At 63.3% G+C, this 15,502-nt stretch carries 16 protein-coding genes and 1 pseudogene; 7 read left to right on the top strand and 10 right to left on the bottom strand.

The window, feature by feature from the left end; all coding sequences use genetic code 11:
• Positions 1 to 194: 194 nt before the first annotated feature.
• Positions 195 to 854 (top strand): DedA family protein, encoded by a 660-nt coding sequence (locus tag IWX85_RS14055; protein ID WP_036809806.1) that lies wholly within the window; start codon positions 195 to 197, stop codon positions 852 to 854.
• 89 nt (positions 855 to 943) lie between these two features.
• Positions 944 to 1,860: pseudogene (locus tag IWX85_RS14050) on the top strand (AMP-binding protein); the annotation flags it as partial.
• Positions 1,861 to 2,020: 160 nt separating this feature from the next.
• Here IWX85_RS14050 and IWX85_RS14045 read toward each other — a convergent pair.
• The 3 genes from IWX85_RS14045 to tsaE form a co-directional block, all read right to left on the bottom strand.
• Positions 2,021 to 2,233, bottom strand: a complete 213-nt coding sequence (locus IWX85_RS14045; RefSeq protein ID WP_029523924.1) for a glycine zipper 2TM domain-containing protein — start codon at positions 2,231 to 2,233, stop codon at positions 2,021 to 2,023.
• A 169-nt stretch (positions 2,234 to 2,402) separates the two neighbouring features.
• A complete protein-coding gene (locus IWX85_RS14040; protein ID WP_036809808.1) occupies positions 2,403 to 3,926 on the bottom strand; it encodes an N-acetylmuramoyl-L-alanine amidase in 1,524 nt (507 codons plus the stop codon).
• Entirely contained in the window at positions 3,923 to 4,441 is a 519-nt protein-coding gene (gene tsaE / locus IWX85_RS14035) for a tRNA (adenosine(37)-N6)-threonylcarbamoyltransferase complex ATPase subunit type 1 TsaE (RefSeq protein ID WP_196870146.1), read from the bottom strand. Before tsaE ends, IWX85_RS14040 begins: the two co-directional genes overlap by 4 nt.
• Between tsaE and queG the strand changes: the two genes are divergently transcribed.
• Positions 4,412 to 5,515 carry a tRNA epoxyqueuosine(34) reductase QueG gene (gene queG, locus IWX85_RS14030; RefSeq protein ID WP_196870145.1) on the top strand — a complete coding sequence of 368 codons (1,104 nt, stop codon included), beginning with the start codon at positions 4,412 to 4,414 and terminating at the stop codon, positions 5,513 to 5,515. The genes tsaE and queG overlap by 30 nt on opposite strands.
• A gap of 104 nt (positions 5,516 to 5,619) precedes the next feature.
• On the opposite strand, the gene IWX85_RS14025 is transcribed toward queG, so the two are convergent.
• Entirely contained in the window at positions 5,620 to 6,537 is a 918-nt protein-coding gene (locus tag IWX85_RS14025) for an AEC family transporter (RefSeq protein ID WP_370584294.1), read from the bottom strand.
• A gap of 100 nt (positions 6,538 to 6,637) precedes the next feature.
• On the opposite strand from IWX85_RS14025, the gene IWX85_RS14020 reads away from it, so the two are divergent.
• A complete protein-coding gene (locus IWX85_RS14020) occupies positions 6,638 to 7,609 on the top strand; it encodes a tripartite tricarboxylate transporter substrate binding protein BugE (RefSeq protein WP_196870144.1) in 972 nt (323 codons plus the stop codon).
• A gap of 86 nt (positions 7,610 to 7,695) precedes the next feature.
• Positions 7,696 to 8,598 (top strand): site-specific tyrosine recombinase XerD, encoded by a 903-nt coding sequence (gene xerD / locus IWX85_RS14015; RefSeq protein WP_196870143.1) that lies wholly within the window; start codon positions 7,696 to 7,698, stop codon positions 8,596 to 8,598.
• 143 nt (positions 8,599 to 8,741) lie between these two features.
• Here the strand turns inward: xerD and IWX85_RS14010 are convergent, their stop codons facing one another.
• From IWX85_RS14010 to IWX85_RS14000, 3 genes are all read right to left on the bottom strand, one after another.
• Positions 8,742 to 10,016, bottom strand: a complete 1,275-nt coding sequence (locus IWX85_RS14010) for a class I SAM-dependent methyltransferase (RefSeq protein ID WP_196870142.1) — start codon at positions 10,014 to 10,016, stop codon at positions 8,742 to 8,744.
• A 124-nt stretch (positions 10,017 to 10,140) separates the two neighbouring features.
• Entirely contained in the window at positions 10,141 to 10,404 is a 264-nt protein-coding gene (locus tag IWX85_RS14005; RefSeq protein WP_196870141.1) for a hypothetical protein, read from the bottom strand.
• Between the two features lie 117 nt (positions 10,405 to 10,521).
• Positions 10,522 to 11,343, bottom strand: a complete 822-nt coding sequence (locus IWX85_RS14000; protein ID WP_196870140.1) for a ferritin-like domain-containing protein — start codon at positions 11,341 to 11,343, stop codon at positions 10,522 to 10,524.
• 132 nt (positions 11,344 to 11,475) lie between these two features.
• Here IWX85_RS14000 and IWX85_RS13995 point away from each other — a divergent pair, with 132 nt between their 5' ends.
• Both IWX85_RS13995 and IWX85_RS13990 read left to right on the top strand, forming a co-directional pair.
• Positions 11,476 to 12,000, top strand: coding sequence for a gamma carbonic anhydrase family protein (locus IWX85_RS13995; protein ID WP_196870139.1), 525 nt, complete (start codon positions 11,476 to 11,478; stop codon positions 11,998 to 12,000).
• A gap of 264 nt (positions 12,001 to 12,264) precedes the next feature.
• Positions 12,265 to 13,233 (top strand): Hsp33 family molecular chaperone HslO, encoded by a 969-nt coding sequence (locus IWX85_RS13990; protein ID WP_196870138.1) that lies wholly within the window; start codon positions 12,265 to 12,267, stop codon positions 13,231 to 13,233.
• On the opposite strand, the gene IWX85_RS13985 is transcribed toward IWX85_RS13990, so the two are convergent.
• From IWX85_RS13985 to eno, 3 genes are all read right to left on the bottom strand, one after another.
• The gene (locus IWX85_RS13985) at positions 13,219 to 13,752 is read right to left on the bottom strand and encodes a hypothetical protein (RefSeq protein WP_196870137.1); all 534 of its coding nucleotides are present in this window, start codon (positions 13,750 to 13,752) and stop codon (positions 13,219 to 13,221) included. The genes IWX85_RS13990 and IWX85_RS13985 overlap by 15 nt on opposite strands.
• A 72-nt stretch (positions 13,753 to 13,824) precedes the next feature.
• Entirely contained in the window at positions 13,825 to 14,103 is a 279-nt protein-coding gene (locus IWX85_RS13980; protein ID WP_036809833.1) for a septum formation initiator family protein, read from the bottom strand.
• A gap of 15 nt (positions 14,104 to 14,118) precedes the next feature.
• The gene (gene eno, locus IWX85_RS13975; RefSeq protein ID WP_036809836.1) at positions 14,119 to 15,402 is read right to left on the bottom strand and encodes a phosphopyruvate hydratase; all 1,284 of its coding nucleotides are present in this window, start codon (positions 15,400 to 15,402) and stop codon (positions 14,119 to 14,121) included.
• Between the last annotated feature and the right edge of the window lie 100 nt (positions 15,403 to 15,502).

Genomic DNA, 15,502 nt, shown 5'->3' with positions numbered 1-15,502 from the left:
GCTGATTTTAGGCTCGGCAGCCTTGCGGCCCGCCCCGGCTACAGGGGCATGGCCGCGCCGGCGACCGATGGCGCATGCCTCCCGGACGCTTCCAGCACCGCGCCCCAAACGGTGCAGGACCACTCGGCGTGATGTGACGCCTTTTCCGGGAGTCCTGGAAAAAAAGCTTCGGCAGACCTGTCAAAATCAGCGGCATGGAACTAGCCGCCTTTCTCATCGATTTCATCCTGCATGTCGACAAGCACCTCGAAACCTTCGTGGCCAGTTATGGCCTGTGGGTTTACGCGCTGCTTTTCTTGATCATTTTTGTCGAGACTGGCGTGGTGGTCATGCCGTTTTTGCCGGGCGATTCGCTGCTGTTTGTGGTGGGCGCGATGTGCGGTGTCGGCCTGATGAGCTATCCGCTGGCCGTGGGCCTGCTGTTTGTCGCGGCGGTGCTGGGCGACCAGTGCAATTATTCGATTGGCCGCTACATCGGGCCCAAGGTGTTCCAGTGGGAAGACTCGCGCTTTTTCAACAAGAGGGCGTTCAACCAGGCGCATGCGTTTTACGAGCGCTATGGCGGCGTGACCATCATCGCGGCGCGCTTTATGCCCTTTTTGCGCACCTTCGCGCCCTTCGTCGCCGGCATTTCGCACATGAGCCGCGGCAAGTTCTCGCTGTTCAACGTCGTCGGCGCGGCCTTGTGGGTCGGCGGCATCGTCACCGCCGGCTATGCCTTTGGCAACGTTCCCTTCGTCAAGACGCACCTGGACAAGATTATCTGGGCGATGATTCTGGTTCCTGGCCTGTTCGTGCTTTTTGGCGCCTGGCGGGCACGGCGCCAGGCTGGCAGCACACCGGTCCAGCCTTGACACCGGCGGGGCGTTGCAGCGGCCACGGCCTTACCGGGCGACAGACCATCCATCGCTTTGCACGCCGTGCCAGTGGTTTCGCTGGTGGACTGGCGGACTGGCTGTCAGCGGGGCAGGGCGTTGTGCCTGAGGTTGCGCAGTTCCCGATGCCGGCGAAATGGCGGCCATCGCCCTGACCTCGGGCACGACCGGCAAGCCCAAGGGCGTGATGCATGACGCATGCGAACGTGGTCTCCAACGTGCTCGCCATCCTGGCGCGCGTGGTGCCGACGGCAGACGATGTGTTTTTGTCCTTCCTGCCGCTGTCGCACACCTTCGAGCGCATGACCGGCTACTTGCCTGCCGCTGGCCGTGGCCTATGCGCGGTCGGTGGCGCTGCTGGCAGAAGACCTCAAGACCGTGCGGCCGACGGTGTTGATCTCGGTGCCGCGCATCCATGAGCGCGTGGTCGGCAAATTGCAGGAATCGCTGGCCGTCCCGCCCCTGAAGTCGCGCCTGTTTCGCGCCGCGCAGGCTGTCCACTAGCGAACAGGCCGACATGCAGGACGGGCGCATCCGCATCAGGGGCCGGATCAAGGAAATCATCGTGACATTGACCGGCGAAAAGGTGCCGCCGGGCGATCTGGAGCTGGCCATTGCGGTGGGCCCGCTGTTCGCGCAGGTGCTGGTGGTCGGCGAAAACCGGCCCTTCATCGGCTGCGTGGCGGTGGTCAATCCGGTGGAGTGGCGCCGCCTGGCGGCCTCGCTGGAGCTGGATGCCGAAGCCAACCTGAATTTGCCGGCCGTCCGCCGGGTGGCGCTGGCACGCGTGGCTGCCCAGGCGCGGAACTTTGCCCGTTGTGCCACGCCCCGGGCGATCTTCCTGACGCGCGCTGCCTGGACGGTAGAAAGCACCCTGATGACCCCCACCCTCAAGCTCAAGCGGAGCACCCTGATGGCACGCTTTGCTGTTGAAATCGAATCGATGTACCGTACCGAAGTGCGTCAGGCGAAGGTGAGCGCATAAACCTTGCTGACCTTCGAGGACTTGCGGGGCGGCTTGGGCAAAAAAAAAGACGATCCGCTGACATTGGTCAGGAATCGTCTTTTTTATTTCAACCTGTTTGGCTGAACGCTGTTGCCGCCACTTCGCCCAAGCTTGGCGGGCGGCATGCAAGCCCAAAGGCTTATTTGCGCTTGCCAACCTCATTGCCGATCAGCGCGCCGGCAGCTGCACCGCCAACGGTTCCGAGGGTGCCGCCGAAGACTGCATTTCCAGCCACGCCGCCAAGCACTGCGCCCGCGCCGGTGCCAATTTGCGCATTGGTCGGGTTGGTTCCGCAGCCGGTCAGGGCAATCAGGGAAGCTGCAGCGGCTGACATCAAAATTTTCGTGATCATGGTTTTCACCTTTTCTGTTTGGATCCAGGCTGATTCACCAGGGATCGTCACGTTGTGACATCTCGGCGCAGCCTGTGAGCCACAGTCTAGTGCATGCATCCAAGCCGGACTGTAGGAAGAAACCGCCGGCCCTTGTCGTATGGACGGTTCCTGAGCAGGTCAGCCGGTTTTACAGGGCGCGGTTGCGCGCCAGCGGCGGGTTCTTGGCAAAGTAGCGTGAAATGCCGCGCATCAGCGCATCGGCCAGCTGGATCTGGTAGCCGTCGCTGCGCAGCCGGGCTTCTTCAACCGGGTTGCTGATGAAGGCGGTCTCGACCAGCACGCTCGGAATATCAGGCGCCTTCAGCACGGCGAAGCTGGCCTGCTCGACCCGGGGCTTGTGCAGCTTGCCGACGTTGCCGATCTCGCCCAGCATGGCGCTGCCCAGCTTCATGCTGTCATTGATCTGCGCCGTGGTGCTCATGTCGAACAGGGCCCGCTGCACCTGCGCATCCTTGGCCTTGACATTGATGCCGCCGACCAGGTCAGCGGAGTTTTCCTTGTCGGCAATCCAGCGTGCCGCGCTGCTCGACGCGCCTTTTTCGCTCAGGGCAAAGACGCTGGCGCCCTGCGGCGTTTCGGTGAAAAAAGCGTCGGCATGCAGGCTGATGAACAGGTCGGCCTTCACGCTGCGTGCCTTTTGCACCCGGACATGCAAGGGCACGAAAAAATCGGCATCGCGCGTGAGGTAGGCGCGCATGTTGGGCTGCTGGTTGATGCGGTCGCGCAGGCGGTGCGCAATTTGCAGCACCACGTCTTTTTCACGCGTGCCGCCCGGACCGATGGCGCCGGGGTCCTCGCCGCCATGGCCCGGATCGAGGGCGACGATGACCAGGCGGTCGGTCTTGTTTTCAATCTCTGGCGCGGTATCGCCCCTGGAAAAGGGTGTGGTGTCGGCCTGCGGCCGTGCAGGCGGCAGCCTGATGGCCGGCGGTTCCACGGACGCGACCACCGGTGGCCTGGAGGTGGCCGGACGGCTGGCGTTGGCTGCAACGCTGGCTGACGGTGCAGCAGGCGCCGCCACGGAAGGCGCGGAAGCGGCCTTGCCCGCTTGCTGCGCCATCAAGGTGCCCAACGGGTCATTGGCCTGTGCGGCGGCATTGCCCGGCGGCGCCACGGGCGCAGCGGTTACGGGCGCGGTAGCTGCGGGCGCTACCGGCTTGACCGGGTCGGCCAGTCGTTCGGCAATCAGCGCTTCAAGCGGGTCCACCGGCTGCGCCGGATACAGGTCGAACACCAGCCGGTGCTGGTAGGCGGCCACCGGCGCCAAGCTGAAAACCTGCGGCAGCATCGGCTTTTTCAGGTCCATGACCAGCCGCACCACGCCGGGCGAGTTCTGGCCAACGCGAATGCCCGAAATGTTCGGGTCATCGGACTTGACCTTGGCAACAAGTTCGCGCAGCGCCGGGATCAGGTCAATGCCCTCAATGTCCACGGCCAGCCGGGGCGGCTCGGGAATGAAGAACTGGCGCGCCTTGATTGCGGTGTCGGACTCGATGGTCAGGCGGGTGTAGTCTTTCGACGGCCAGACGCGCACCGCCACGATCGAGGCACCCCGGGCGATGTGCTGGGTGCCCAGCAACAGCACGATGCCGCCCATCTGCAGCGCATGGCGACGACTCGGACCCCGGGAAGACTTTTTATTGTTGTTCATGCCAGTAACTCCGCCCCCGTGGGGGTATGGGCCGTCAGGGTGATGCGCCGTGATTCGTCGGGCTGCATCTCGATGGCAATCACCAGGTCGGGCCGGGGTAGGTGATCCCCTGCCTTTTCCGGCCATTCGACCAGCTTGAGCCCGGGGCTGGCGAAAATGTCGCGGAACCCGGCTTCTTCCCACTCATGCGGATCATTGAAACGGTAAAAGTCAAAATGCCAGATTGCCCATTCCAGATTGTGGCCCGAGTCAAGGCTGGATGCCTTCAATGTGTAAGGTTCTACAACCGCATAGGTGGGGCTCTTGATGCGTCCCCGTACGCCCAGGGCGCCGAGCAGGTGGCGCACAAACGTCGTCTTGCCAGCACCCAGGTCGCCGTGCAGTTCGATCAGTGCCCGGCGAATCGCCGGCTTGGCGGCCAGCGCCCGCGCAAGGGATTGCGTGGCCGCCTCGTCTGGCCAGGTGATGTTTTTTACAATCAGCGCATGCCGACCTGCAATCAGTGGAACAGTCATCAATTCGTTTCTCAAATTCAAACCTGGGCGCGCGAGCTTGGATTTTCGCAAACCGGCATCGCGGATATTGACTTGTCGTCAGCCGAAGCCGGATTATCGGCCTGGCTGGCTGCCGGCTTTCATGGCAGCATGCTCTACATGGCGGCGCATGGCCTTAAAAGAGCACGTCCGGCCGAATTGGTTCCGGGCACAGTCAGCGTAATCACTGTTCGAATGGATTATTTGCCGGCATCCACCCCGCGCCAGCCCGGCGAATGGCAGGCGATGGAACTCGGCCGCCTGCAGCGGCCGACCGAAGGCATCGTCTCGGTGTATGCCCGGGGACGCGACTACCACAAGGTGCTGCGCGCCCGGCTGCAAAAGCTTGCCGAACGCATCGGCGAGGAGATCGGCCCTTTTGGCCACCGCGCCTTCACCGACTCGGCGCCGGTGCTGGAGGCAGAACTGGCATCGCGCAGCGGCCAGGGCTGGCGCGGCAAGCACACGCTGCTGCTGAACCGCGAGGCGGGCTCGATGTTCTTCCTTGGCGAAATCTACGTTGACATTGACCTGCCGCCCAGCGCGCCGGTCACGCCGCATTGCGGCAGCTGCCAGGCGTGCATCGACATCTGCCCGACGCAGGCGATCATTGCGCCCGGCAAGCTCGATGCGCGGCGTTGCATTTCTTACCTGACCATAGAACACGCCGGCCCGATTCCGTTGGAACTTCGCCACTTGATGGGCAACCGCATCTACGGCTGCGACGACTGCCAGCTGGCCTGCCCCTGGAACAAGTTCGCCCAACGCAGCAGCCTGCCTGATTTCGACGAACGCCAGGGCCTGAGCGGACAGCAACTGGCCACACTCTTCGGCTGGAGCGAAGACGCCTTCCTGCGCTTGACCGAAGGCAGCCCGATCCGCCGCATCGGCCATGAACGCTGGCTGCGCAACATCGCGCTGGCCATGGGCAATGCCTTGCGCGGCGGCGTGGCAAATCCGGCGGACGAGGCCGCCCTGCGCGCCAGCTTGCAGGGCCGCGCCGATCACCCGAACGAGGTGGTTCGCGAGCAGGTGGCGTGGGCGCTGGACCCGTGAGGCTGCTGGAATGCAGGATATGATGTAAAGTGATTTTTTCGCACGTTGGACATACATTAGTAGCTATTAAATAAATAGCGGCTAGTGTGCCGCGACCGCCGGCTTTACGGCAGCAGGCCCAGCGCGAACGGCAGGCTCACCACGCCCAGCAGCGTGGATAGCGTGACGAGGCCGGCGACGTAGCTGCCGTTGTAACCCATGCGCGCGGCCAGTACATACGCGCTCGACGCCGTCGGCAGGCCGGAAAACGCCAGCAGGATGCTGCTTTGCACGGCATCGAGGCCAAAGGCCCGGGCGAGTCCCAGCGCCGCCAGAGGCATCAGGAAATGCCTGATCGACAGCACGGCCGCCGACAGGGTCTTGGCCTGTGACAGGTGGCCCAACTGCATGCCGGCGCCGGCCGTCATCAGGCCGAGGACGATGGCCGAGGCGCCAAGGCGCGACAGCGTCGGCACCGACCAAGCGGGCAGGCTGAACCCCAGCAGGTTTGCCGCCAGGCCCGCCGCCGTGGCCAGGATCAGCGGATTGCGCGCCAGTTCACGCAAAAAGCCGTTCCCCGCATGCCGTGCCATTGGCCACACCGCCGCCATATTGAGCAGTGGCACGCACACGCCGATCAGCACGGCGATGAGTTGCAGCCCCTGGCTGCCCGCCAGCCGCTCAGCCAGCGCCAGGCCGATGAAGGAGTTGAAGCGAAAAGCCACCTGGGCGCTGGCGGCATGCTCGCGACGGTCGATGTGACGGCGCAAGCCAGGCAGGAAAGGCAGGCTGTAGGCCAGGGCGATGCCCGCAAGCCCCAACGCCACGCCGGCGCCGATCAGGTTGGATGTCGCGGCCAGGTCGAGCGGGCTTTTGACGATGGACTGGAACAGCAGTACTGGAAACAAAAAATAATAGACCAGGTTTTCCACCGGACCCCATACCGTGCGATTGAGCGCTGTGTGGCGGCACAGCAGGTAGCCGCACAAAATGAGCGAAAAGTCGGGCAAAAGCAGCTGGGCGTAAATCACCGGGCGAAGAATAACCGCAATCGTCGGGGTTAGCCCTTATGCGTTTTCCACAGGTAGGCCCGCCCATGGCAGCGTTTACGATGCAAGGTTGTCTTCTTACAAGGAATTGATCATGAAACGTCGCTACCTGCTGGCTTTTTCCGCATTGGCCCTGGGCGCTGCCTCTGGCGCCGTGCTGGCCCAAGGCTATCCGAACAAGGTCATCAAGCTGCAGATTCCGTTCGCGCCGGGCGGCACGACCGACATCATTGGCCGTGTCATGGCCGATCCGCTGGGCAAGGCGCTGGGCCAGGTGGTGATTGTGGAAAACAAGGCTGGCGGCGGCGGCGTGATTGGCGCGACCGAAACCGCGCGCGCACTGCCCGACGGCTATTCGCTGGGCATCGCCACGGTGTCCACCACCGCTGCCAATCCCGCCATCAATCCAAAAATCCCCTACAACCCGCTGACGGACTTCACGCCGATCATCAACATTGCCGCCACGCCCAACATCATTGCGGTGCATCCGAGCTTTCCGGCGCGCAACTACAAGGAGTTTGTCGCCGAGCTGAAGAAAAACCCCGGCAAGTACTCGTTTTCATCGTCGGGCACCGGGGGCATTGCGCACCTGCAGATGGAACTGTACAAGAGCCTGAGCGGCACTTTCATCACGCACATTCCCTACCGCGGTTCCGGCCCGGCCTTGAACGACACCGTGGCCGGCCAGGTCTTGATCATTTTCGACAATCTGCCGTCCACTTTGCCCTTTGTCCAGCAAAAAAGGCTGATTCCGATTGTTGTCGCGGCGCCTGCGCGTCTTGCGGCCTTGCCCGATGTGCCGACCTTCAAGGAAGTCGGGCTGGAGCCGGTCAACCGCATGGCGTATTACGGCATCGTCGGCCCGAAAGATCTGCCGAAGGAGGTGGTCGACAAGGTCAGCGCCGGCGTGAAAAAGGCACTCGAAGACCCGGCCGTTCGCAAGCGCATCGAGGACACCGGCTCGCAGATCGTGGCCAACACGCCCGAGCAGTTCGCCGCCCAGATCAAGGCCGAGTTCGACGTGTATAAAAAAGTCGTCGAAACCTCCAAACTCAAGCTGGAATAAGCCACTTTCTCACTGCCTTGCCCGCCCGTCCAGTTCATGCCGGTTTCGGCAGGCGGACTTGCCACCCTTTTCACGAGCGCCACACCATGCACCCGCAAAGCCAGTCAGCCATCGACGCGTTCATCGACGCCCTGTGGCTGGAGGACGGCCTGTCGCGCAACACGCTGGCGGCCTACCGGCGTGACCTGTCGCTGTATGCCGCCTGGCTCAATGCCAGGGAACAGCACCACTGCAAGCTCGACGATTCGGATGAAGGCGCCATCAAGGCTTACTTTGCGTTTCGCCATGCAGTGACCAAGGCCACCTCGGCAAACCGCTGCCTGACGGTGCTCAAGCGCTACTTTCGCTGGGCGCTGCGCGAAAACCTGGTGACCGCCGACCCCACGCTCAAGCTGGCGTCGGCCAAGCAGGCCCTGCGCGTTCCCAAGGTGATGTCTGAGCCGCAGGTCGAGGCCCTGCTGTCGGCGCCCGACGACGACCTGCCGCTCGGGCTGCGCGACCGTGCCATGCTGGAAACCATGTATGCCAGCGGCCTGCGCGTCAGTGAACTGGTCGGGCTCAAGACGTTTCACGTTGGCCTGAACGAGGGCGTGCTGCGTGTCCTGGGCAAGGGCAGCACCGAGCGGCTGGTGCCGTTTGGCCAGGTGGCGCGTGAATGGATCGTTCGCTACATCGCCGAGGCGCGGCCGGTCATCCTGGGCGGCCAGCAGACCGACGACCTGTTCGTCACCAGCCACGGCCACGGCATGAGCCGGGTGATGTTCTGGAAACTGGTGAAAAAGTATGCGCTGCTGGCCGGCATCCATTCACCGCTGTCGCCGCACACGCTGCGCCATGCCTTCGCCACGCACCTGCTGAACCACGGCGCCGACCTGCGCGCGGTGCAGATGCTGCTCGGCCATGCCGACATTTCCACCACCACGATCTACACCCATGTGGCGCGCGAGCGCCTGAAGGCAATCCATGCGGAGCATCATCCGCGCGGCTGATGCTGCACATTTCAAACGACAACTGCGTTGCTTCGCCTGGCGCTGCTTGTCGCACTGTTTGCAGCTTCGCGCCTTGTGGTTGCTTTTAATGCGAAATGGAATGACGGGTCCGGCGCCGCTATCAATGCCGCATGCAGGCGCTGTCAGCCATACATGAATTCGCGGTTGAAGGGGTAGGGCGACTTCGCCCCCCGGATGGCTTCGTCCTGAAAGGCCGCTGCCGGCCGCGTCGCCAGCACCTGGTGCAGCGCAATCCAGCCCTGCTCGAAGCTCATGGCGCTGCCCGCCAGGTACAGCCGGTAGGCGCGCAGTATCTTTTCAGCACGTTCGGGCGGGCTGCCCGCTGCCAGCGCCTGGCGCGCTTCGTCCAGGTGCGCTTCCAGCGCATCCGACCAGTCCCACAGCGTGCGGCCGTAGTGGGGCCGCAGGTTCTCGGTGTCGACCATTTCCAGTCCGGAATTCGCCAGGTGGCCGAGCACGGCGCTGACATGCAGCAACTCGCCACCCGGGAAAATGTATTTTTCAATGAAGTCGCCCATGCCGGCACCTATTTGCCGGTGCTGCAGGTCGCCTGCGGTGATGCCATGGTTCATGACCAGCCCGCCCGGCGCCAGCAAACGCATGATCTTGCCGAAGTAGGCGTCCATGTTGGCCTGGCCGACATGCTCGAACATGCCGACCGACGATATCTTGTCGAACGGCTGCGCTTCCGGCAGGTCGCGGTAGTCGCGCAGTTCAACGCGCACCCGGCGCGCCAGGCCCTTGTCGGCGATCAACTGCCGCACATGCCGGTACTGGTTTTCCGACAGCGTGATGCCGGTCGCATCGACGCCGTGATGCTCGGCGGCCCACAGCAGCAGGGCGCCCCAGCCGGCCCCGATGTCCAGGAAACGCTCGCCTGGCTTGAGCATCAGCTTGCGGCATATATGCTCGAGCTTGGCTTCCTGCGCCCGTGCCAGGGTCATGCCGTTGTCACGGTAATAGGCGCAGGAATAGACACGGCGCGGGTCCAGCCAGAGCCCATAGAAAGCATCTGAAACATCGTAATGGAACTGTATCTGCGCCGAGTCCCTGGCACGCGTGTGGGTCGATGTAGAGCGTGCACGGGTCATCAGGCGGGACCACCAGCCGGTGTTGCTTTCCAGCGGGCTTTTGGGCAGGAGCTTGAGCATGACGCCCATCACATCGCGCATGGCGCCCTCGAACTGCAGCTTGCCCTCGACATACTCTTCGGCCAGTTCGCCGATCTGCCCCGCCTTGAGGCGGGCAATGCTCGACCACCGGGACAGCGACAGCCTGACCGGCGCGTCTGCTGCCCCCAGTTGCTGGCCCTGCGGCAAACGCACTGCCATTTCTTCGGGCAGTCCGGCAAGGGCCGCAAGGGAAGACAAAGGACCGGATGCCAGGGACTGGGACATGAGCGACTCCTTGGGGTTCCAAAAAGTCTAGCGCGTCACCGTGCGGGCTGCCATCACCTGAAATGCACGGTCGCCAGCCGGGGCGCTGTTTGCGCACGCGGAAGGCCGCTGCTGAGCCAGTGCCTCAGTCGGTGAGCAGGTCCCGCATTTCCTGCGCAAAGCACAGCGACGAATTTTTCCACCGGGCAACGTCGGCACGAAGCTGCTGTATCTGGTTTTCGAGCAGCTGGATGCGTTGCTGCTCGGCGCTCAGCCGGTTGAGCGTGGCCGGCCGGTTGAACATGTCCACCTTCAGGGGGCTGGCAATGCAACGGAGCATGGGCCCGCTGACTTCATCGGGTTCAAAAAACTTGATTTTTGCCTTTTGAATCAGTTGCATCATCATCATTGCGAATCTCCTGTTTTCAGTCGCCCGGTGTTTCCTGCCAGTGGTTTTAAATGTATCGCCGTCCAGTCCAGCTGTGCAAAAAGGTGGTTGGGCCGTTTGGACTATGGCAGGGCACCCTCAGGCGCTGGCGTTCAACGCGTCCATTTCGGCATCGCTGAAGCCTGCCTGGCGCCTGGCGGGCAGATTCAGCGGCCCTTTCAGGCGCGGCGCGCCGTATTGCGCCGCCAGCAGCGCATAGGTGGCCAGCGGTTCCAGGCCGCGCTGGGCGCACAGGGTGCGGTACCAGTGGTTGCCGATGGCGACATGCCCAATTTCATCGCGCAGGATGATGTCCAGGATGTCCACGGCGCGCAGCGCCTGCGGCGTGCCGACTTTGCGCAGCTTGGCCTGCATCGGCGGCGTGGCATCCAGCCCGCGCGCTTCCAGCGTACGCGGCACCAGCGCCATGCGCGCCAGCACATCGCCCTCGGTTTTCTGCGTCATGTCCCACAGGCCGGTGTGCGCCGCGAAGTCGCCGTAGTCGTAGCCCAGGGTTTGCAGGTGGCCGCGCAACAGGCTGAAGTGTTCGGCTTCCTCGGCCGCCACCCCGAGCCAGTCGAGGTAATAGGCGCGCGGCATCCCGGCAAAGCGCCAGACGGCATCGAGCGCCAGGTTGATCGCGTTGAATTCGATGTGCGTCACCGCATGCAGCAGGGCAGCCAGTCCGTCCGGGGTGAACGGCGAGCGACGGGGCATGTTCAGGTGCAACTGCAATTCGGGCCGCAGCGGACAACCGGGCACACCGGCAGGTGCGCTGAGGGGTTGATCGGTTGCTATTAAAAGCGTAGCTGCTTGCGCTTGCAGCGCTTGCGTCAGCAGCACTTTTTGATGTGGATCAGGCTCCAGGAGCGCTTGCAGGGCAAGCTGGCGCACTTCGGGCGCGGGTGGCGTGGCGGTCATGCCGGGATTGTCGTTGATGCGGGTTGATCCGAGTAGAAGGCCAGAACCCCGGCCTGAACATGCCGCTTGGCGCTTGCCTACAATCAAAAGCCGTTTTCAACCCCCACTAACCCACTATTGATTAGGAACCCCATGGCCATTTACCAGCTGGACGATCTGCAACCTTCCATCCACGCCTCGGCCTGGGTGGCCGACAGCGCGCAGGTCATGGGCAATGTGACGCTGGCCGAGGGCAGCAGCGTCTGGTTTGGCGTGGTGGCCCGGGGCGACACCGCCAGCATCAGGGTAGGCAAGGGCTCCAACATCCAGGACAACAGCGTGCTGCATGCCGACGAAGGCCTGCCGCTGGTGATCGGCGAGTACGTCACCGTCGGCCACCAGGTCATGCTGCATGGCTGCACGATTGGCGACGGCTCGCTCATCGGCATCCAGGCGGTGGTGCTCAATGGCGCGAAAATCGGCAAAAACTGCCTGGTCGGCGCCGGCTCGCTGGTCACCGAGGGCAAGGAGTTCCCCGATGGCTGCATGATCCTGGGCAGCCCGGCCAAGGCGGTCAGGCAACTCTCGCCCGAACAGATCGAGGGTTTAAAAATGAGCGCGCAGCACTATATGGACAATGCCCGGCGCTACAAAGCCGGACTCAAGAAACTGGCCTGAACGGCCTCCAGAACGACATTGAGAGCGACATCCAGAACATGAACCATTTAAAAACGCGGTCGTCCCCGAAACCGCACAGATCAGCAGAAGCTGCGGAACCGGCTTTGCTAAGCCGCAGGCGAACCGAAGTACGCAAAGCGACAAGCATGGAAGCGGTAGCGTTCCGGGCCAGCCAGGGCCGCGGAACCGGCTTTGCCGGGCCGCAGGCGCAGCGGCCCCCTCGGGGGGCAGCGCAGTACGCGAAGCGACAAGCGTGGGGGCTCCATGTCTGAACTGCATAAATTCATCTTCGACGGCTTGCCGGTGCGCGGCATGATTGTGCGCCTGACCGACGCGTGGCAGGAAATCCTCAAGCGCCGCGAGGCCGCCGGCGGCTACCCGGCCGAAGTCATGCAACTGCTGGGCGAAATGACGGCAGCCGGCGCCCTGATGCAAAGCAGCATCAGCTTCAACGGCGCGCTGATCCTGCAGATTTTCGGCGACGGCCCAGTCAAGCTGGCCGTGGCTGAAGTGCAGCCCGACCTGAGCCTGCGCGCCACCGCCACCGTGACCGGCGACGTGCCCGAGGGCGGTTCACTGAGTCAGCTGGTCAACGTGAAGAACGAAGGGCGTTGCGCCATCACGCTCGACCCGACGACCAAGTTTCCGGGCCAGCAGCCTTATCAGGGCGTGGTGCCGCTGTTTGGCGACCAGCATGAAAAAATCGAAAAACTCAGCGAGGTGCTGGAGCATTACATGCTGCAAAGCGAGCAGCTCGACACGCGTTTGATCCTGGCCGCCGATGGCAATGTGGCCGCTGGCCTGCTGATCCAGCGCCTGCCGGTACAGGGCGAGGGCAACCTTGAAGGCCAGAGAGACCGCCAAGCCAATGAAGACCAGATTGGCGTGAACGAAGACTACCAGCGCATCGCGCTGCTGGCCGGAACGCTCAAGCGCGAGGAACTCTTGACCCTGGATGTCGACACGATCTTGCGCCGCTTGTTCTGGGAAGAACCCGTTACGCGATTCGAGCCGCTCACGCCGAGCTTTGCCTGCAGTTGCTCGCGCGAACGCGTGGGCAACATGCTGCGCGGCTTGGGAACGGAAGAGGTCGAAAGCATCATCGCCGAGCGTGGCCAGGTCGATGTGGCCTGTGAATTCTGCGGTGCGCAGTATGAATTCGATCCGGTCGATGCGGCGCAGCTTTTCACCAACCCGCTCCAGCAACCGCCGCCGACGTCAACGGTTCAATAAGTGGCGCGCCTGCTCGCCGGGCGTTGAAGCCGCGCTGTCGCGGCTGGCCAACAAGGCCGTCAGCAACAGGTGCTCGCACTGCGGGTCGCTGCACTTGTCACACATCCAGATCCATGACTGGTTTTTCTGGCGTTCCGGGCGGGTGGCTTGCCTGGGCCAGCTGGCCGAAGGCCGCAGGCTTTCCACTGCCTGCAGTGCGTGGGCAAGCCGCTCGCCGGACGTGCCATAGAGCACCCGGTAGGCAACACCAGCCCGCGCCAGCGCGGCGCGAATCAAGTGGTCTTTCGCTTCGGGGTCGGTCGCAGCGTGCAGGTCCGTCACAGCCTTGTACGGCGCTTCAAGCCCTGCCAGCAACACCAGGTCAAAGCCGGGCAAGCCTGTGGGCAGGGCGTCGGCCCCGGCCGCCGTGACCAGCATGGTTTGGCGGTCCAGGGCTTGTGTCGCCTGCGCCTGTTTCAGGGCTGCGGCGAGTTCGGACAACTGGAGCGGGCAGTCGCCCAGCAGCGCAATGGTCAGCATGGTGATCGATGCGGGTGGAGCCGGCCCTGAACGGGCGCGTTGCCCGCAAGCCACGGAGCAGGCCGCTTAAGCTTATTCGGTGAGCTGGACGAACATTTCATTGGGCTTGACCATACCGAGTTCGCTGCGCGCCTTCTCCTCGACCATTTCCAGACCTTCCTGCAGATCCTTGATCTCGGTGGCCAGCTGGTCGTTGCCCGCCTGCAGCAGCTTGTTGTTCGCCAGCTGCTCCTCCAGGCGCTGCTGCATCTCGCGCACGTTGGGGATGCTGCCGCGGCCCAGCCAGAGCTGGGCCTGGAACAGCCCGAGCAGCACGACCAGAACGGCAGGAACCAATAAGTGCTTGCCCATGGGCTGGCGGATGCCTTAGCGCAGGTTGTAGAAAGCGGCGCGGCCAGGGTAGCTGGCGACTTCGCCCAGGTCTTCCTCGATGCGCAGCAACTGGTTGTACTTGGCCATGCGGTCCGAGCGCGACAGCGAGCCGGTCTTGATCTGTCCGGCGTTGGTGCCCACGGCGATGTCGGCAATCGTCGAGTCCTCGGTTTCGCCCGAGCGGTGCGAGATCACGGCGGTGTAGCCGGCGCGCTTGGCCATTTCGATGGCGGCAAAGGTTTCGGTCAGCGTGCCGATCTGGTTGATCTTGATGAGGATCGAGTTGGCGATGCCCTTGTCGATGCCTTCCTTCAATATCTTGGTGTTGGTGACGAACAGGTCGTCGCCGACGATCTGCACATTTTTGCCGAGGCGGTCGGTCAAAATTTTCCAGCCGTCCCAGTCGCCTTCGGCCATGCCGTCCTCGATGCTGATGATCGGGTACTTGTCGACCCAGGTCGCCAGCATGTCGGTCCATTCCTGTGCCGAGAGGCTCAGGCCTTCGCCGGACAACTCGTACTTGCCGTCCTTGTAGAACTCGGAGGCAGCGCAGTCCAGGCCCAGGGCAATTTGCTCGCCGGCGACAAAACCGGCCTTGTCGATGGCTTGCAGGATCATCTGGATCGCCGCTTCATGACTGGGGACGTTGGGCGCAAAGCCGCCTTCGTCGCCGACGGCGGTGCTGATGCCCTGGTCGTGCAGGATTTTCTTCAGGGCGTGGAACACTTCGGCGCCATAGCGCAGCGCTTCGCGAAAGCTTGGCGCGCCCAGCGGAATGATCATGAATTCCTGGATGTCCAGGTTATTGTTGGCATGCTCGCCGCCATTGATGACGTTCATCATGGGAACGGGCATTTGCACCGCCGCCATGCCGCCAAAGTAGCGGTACAGCGGCAGGCCGGCTTCCTCGGCGGCGGCACGGGCCACGGCCATGGAAACGGCCAGCATGGCGTTGGCGCCCAGGCGCGACTTGTTGTCGGTGCCGTCGAGCTCGATCAGCGTGCGGTCCAGGAAAGCCTGCTCGCTGGCATCCAGGCCGAGCACGGCTTCAGAGATTTCGTTGTTGATATGGCCCACGGCCTTGAGCACACCCTTGCCAAGGTAACGCGACTTGTCGCCGTCGCGCAACTCGATGGCTTCGCGCGAGCCGGTGGAGGCGCCTGACGGCACGGCAGCCCGGCCCATCACGCCGGACTCCAGCAGCACGTCGCATTCGACGGTGGGGTTGCCACGGCTGTCGAGAACCTCGCGGCCGACGATATCAACAATTGCGCTCATTTTTTTCCTTGGGAAGTAGAAAGAAGAAGGTTTTTCAGACGGGCTTTCGTGTGCCAGGACAGAAAGGCATTCGGGCCTGCGACCTGTGCACAAGGTTGCC

It is taken from the genome of Polaromonas sp. CG_9.11, assembly GCF_015752225.1.
Lineage (GTDB): Bacteria > Pseudomonadota > Gammaproteobacteria > Burkholderiales > Burkholderiaceae_C > Polaromonas.
Note: the sequence above shows the minus strand (reverse complement) of the source record. Positions and strands in the feature narration are given on the sequence as shown.

Coding starts and splice junctions, on each gene's coding strand:
- IWX85_RS13980 (WP_036809833.1), bottom strand. CDS start 14,103: ATGGGCAAGCACTTATTGGTTCCTGCCGTTCTGGTCGTGCTGCTCGGG.
- eno (WP_036809836.1), bottom strand. CDS start 15,402: ATGAGCGCAATTGTTGATATCGTCGGCCGCGAGGTTCTCGACAGCCGT.
- IWX85_RS14000 (WP_196870140.1), bottom strand. CDS start 11,343: ATGACCGCCACGCCACCCGCGCCCGAAGTGCGCCAGCTTGCCCTGCAA.
- queG (WP_196870145.1), top strand. CDS start 4,412: ATGCCGACCTGCAATCAGTGGAACAGTCATCAATTCGTTTCTCAAATT.
- IWX85_RS14020 (WP_196870144.1), top strand. CDS start 6,638: ATGAAACGTCGCTACCTGCTGGCTTTTTCCGCATTGGCCCTGGGCGCT.
- IWX85_RS14045 (WP_029523924.1), bottom strand. CDS start 2,233: ATGATCACGAAAATTTTGATGTCAGCCGCTGCAGCTTCCCTGATTGCC.
- IWX85_RS14005 (WP_196870141.1), bottom strand. CDS start 10,404: ATGATGATGATGCAACTGATTCAAAAGGCAAAAATCAAGTTTTTTGAA.
- IWX85_RS14010 (WP_196870142.1), bottom strand. CDS start 10,016: ATGTCCCAGTCCCTGGCATCCGGTCCTTTGTCTTCCCTTGCGGCCCTT.
- IWX85_RS13990 (WP_196870138.1), top strand. CDS start 12,265: ATGTCTGAACTGCATAAATTCATCTTCGACGGCTTGCCGGTGCGCGGC.
- IWX85_RS13985 (WP_196870137.1), bottom strand. CDS start 13,752: ATGCTGACCATTGCGCTGCTGGGCGACTGCCCGCTCCAGTTGTCCGAA.
- tsaE (WP_196870146.1), bottom strand. CDS start 4,441: ATGACTGTTCCACTGATTGCAGGTCGGCATGCGCTGATTGTAAAAAAC.
- IWX85_RS14040 (WP_036809808.1), bottom strand. CDS start 3,926: ATGAACAACAATAAAAAGTCTTCCCGGGGTCCGAGTCGTCGCCATGCG.
- xerD (WP_196870143.1), top strand. CDS start 7,696: ATGCACCCGCAAAGCCAGTCAGCCATCGACGCGTTCATCGACGCCCTG.
- IWX85_RS13995 (WP_196870139.1), top strand. CDS start 11,476: ATGGCCATTTACCAGCTGGACGATCTGCAACCTTCCATCCACGCCTCG.
- IWX85_RS14055 (WP_036809806.1), top strand. CDS start 195: ATGGAACTAGCCGCCTTTCTCATCGATTTCATCCTGCATGTCGACAAG.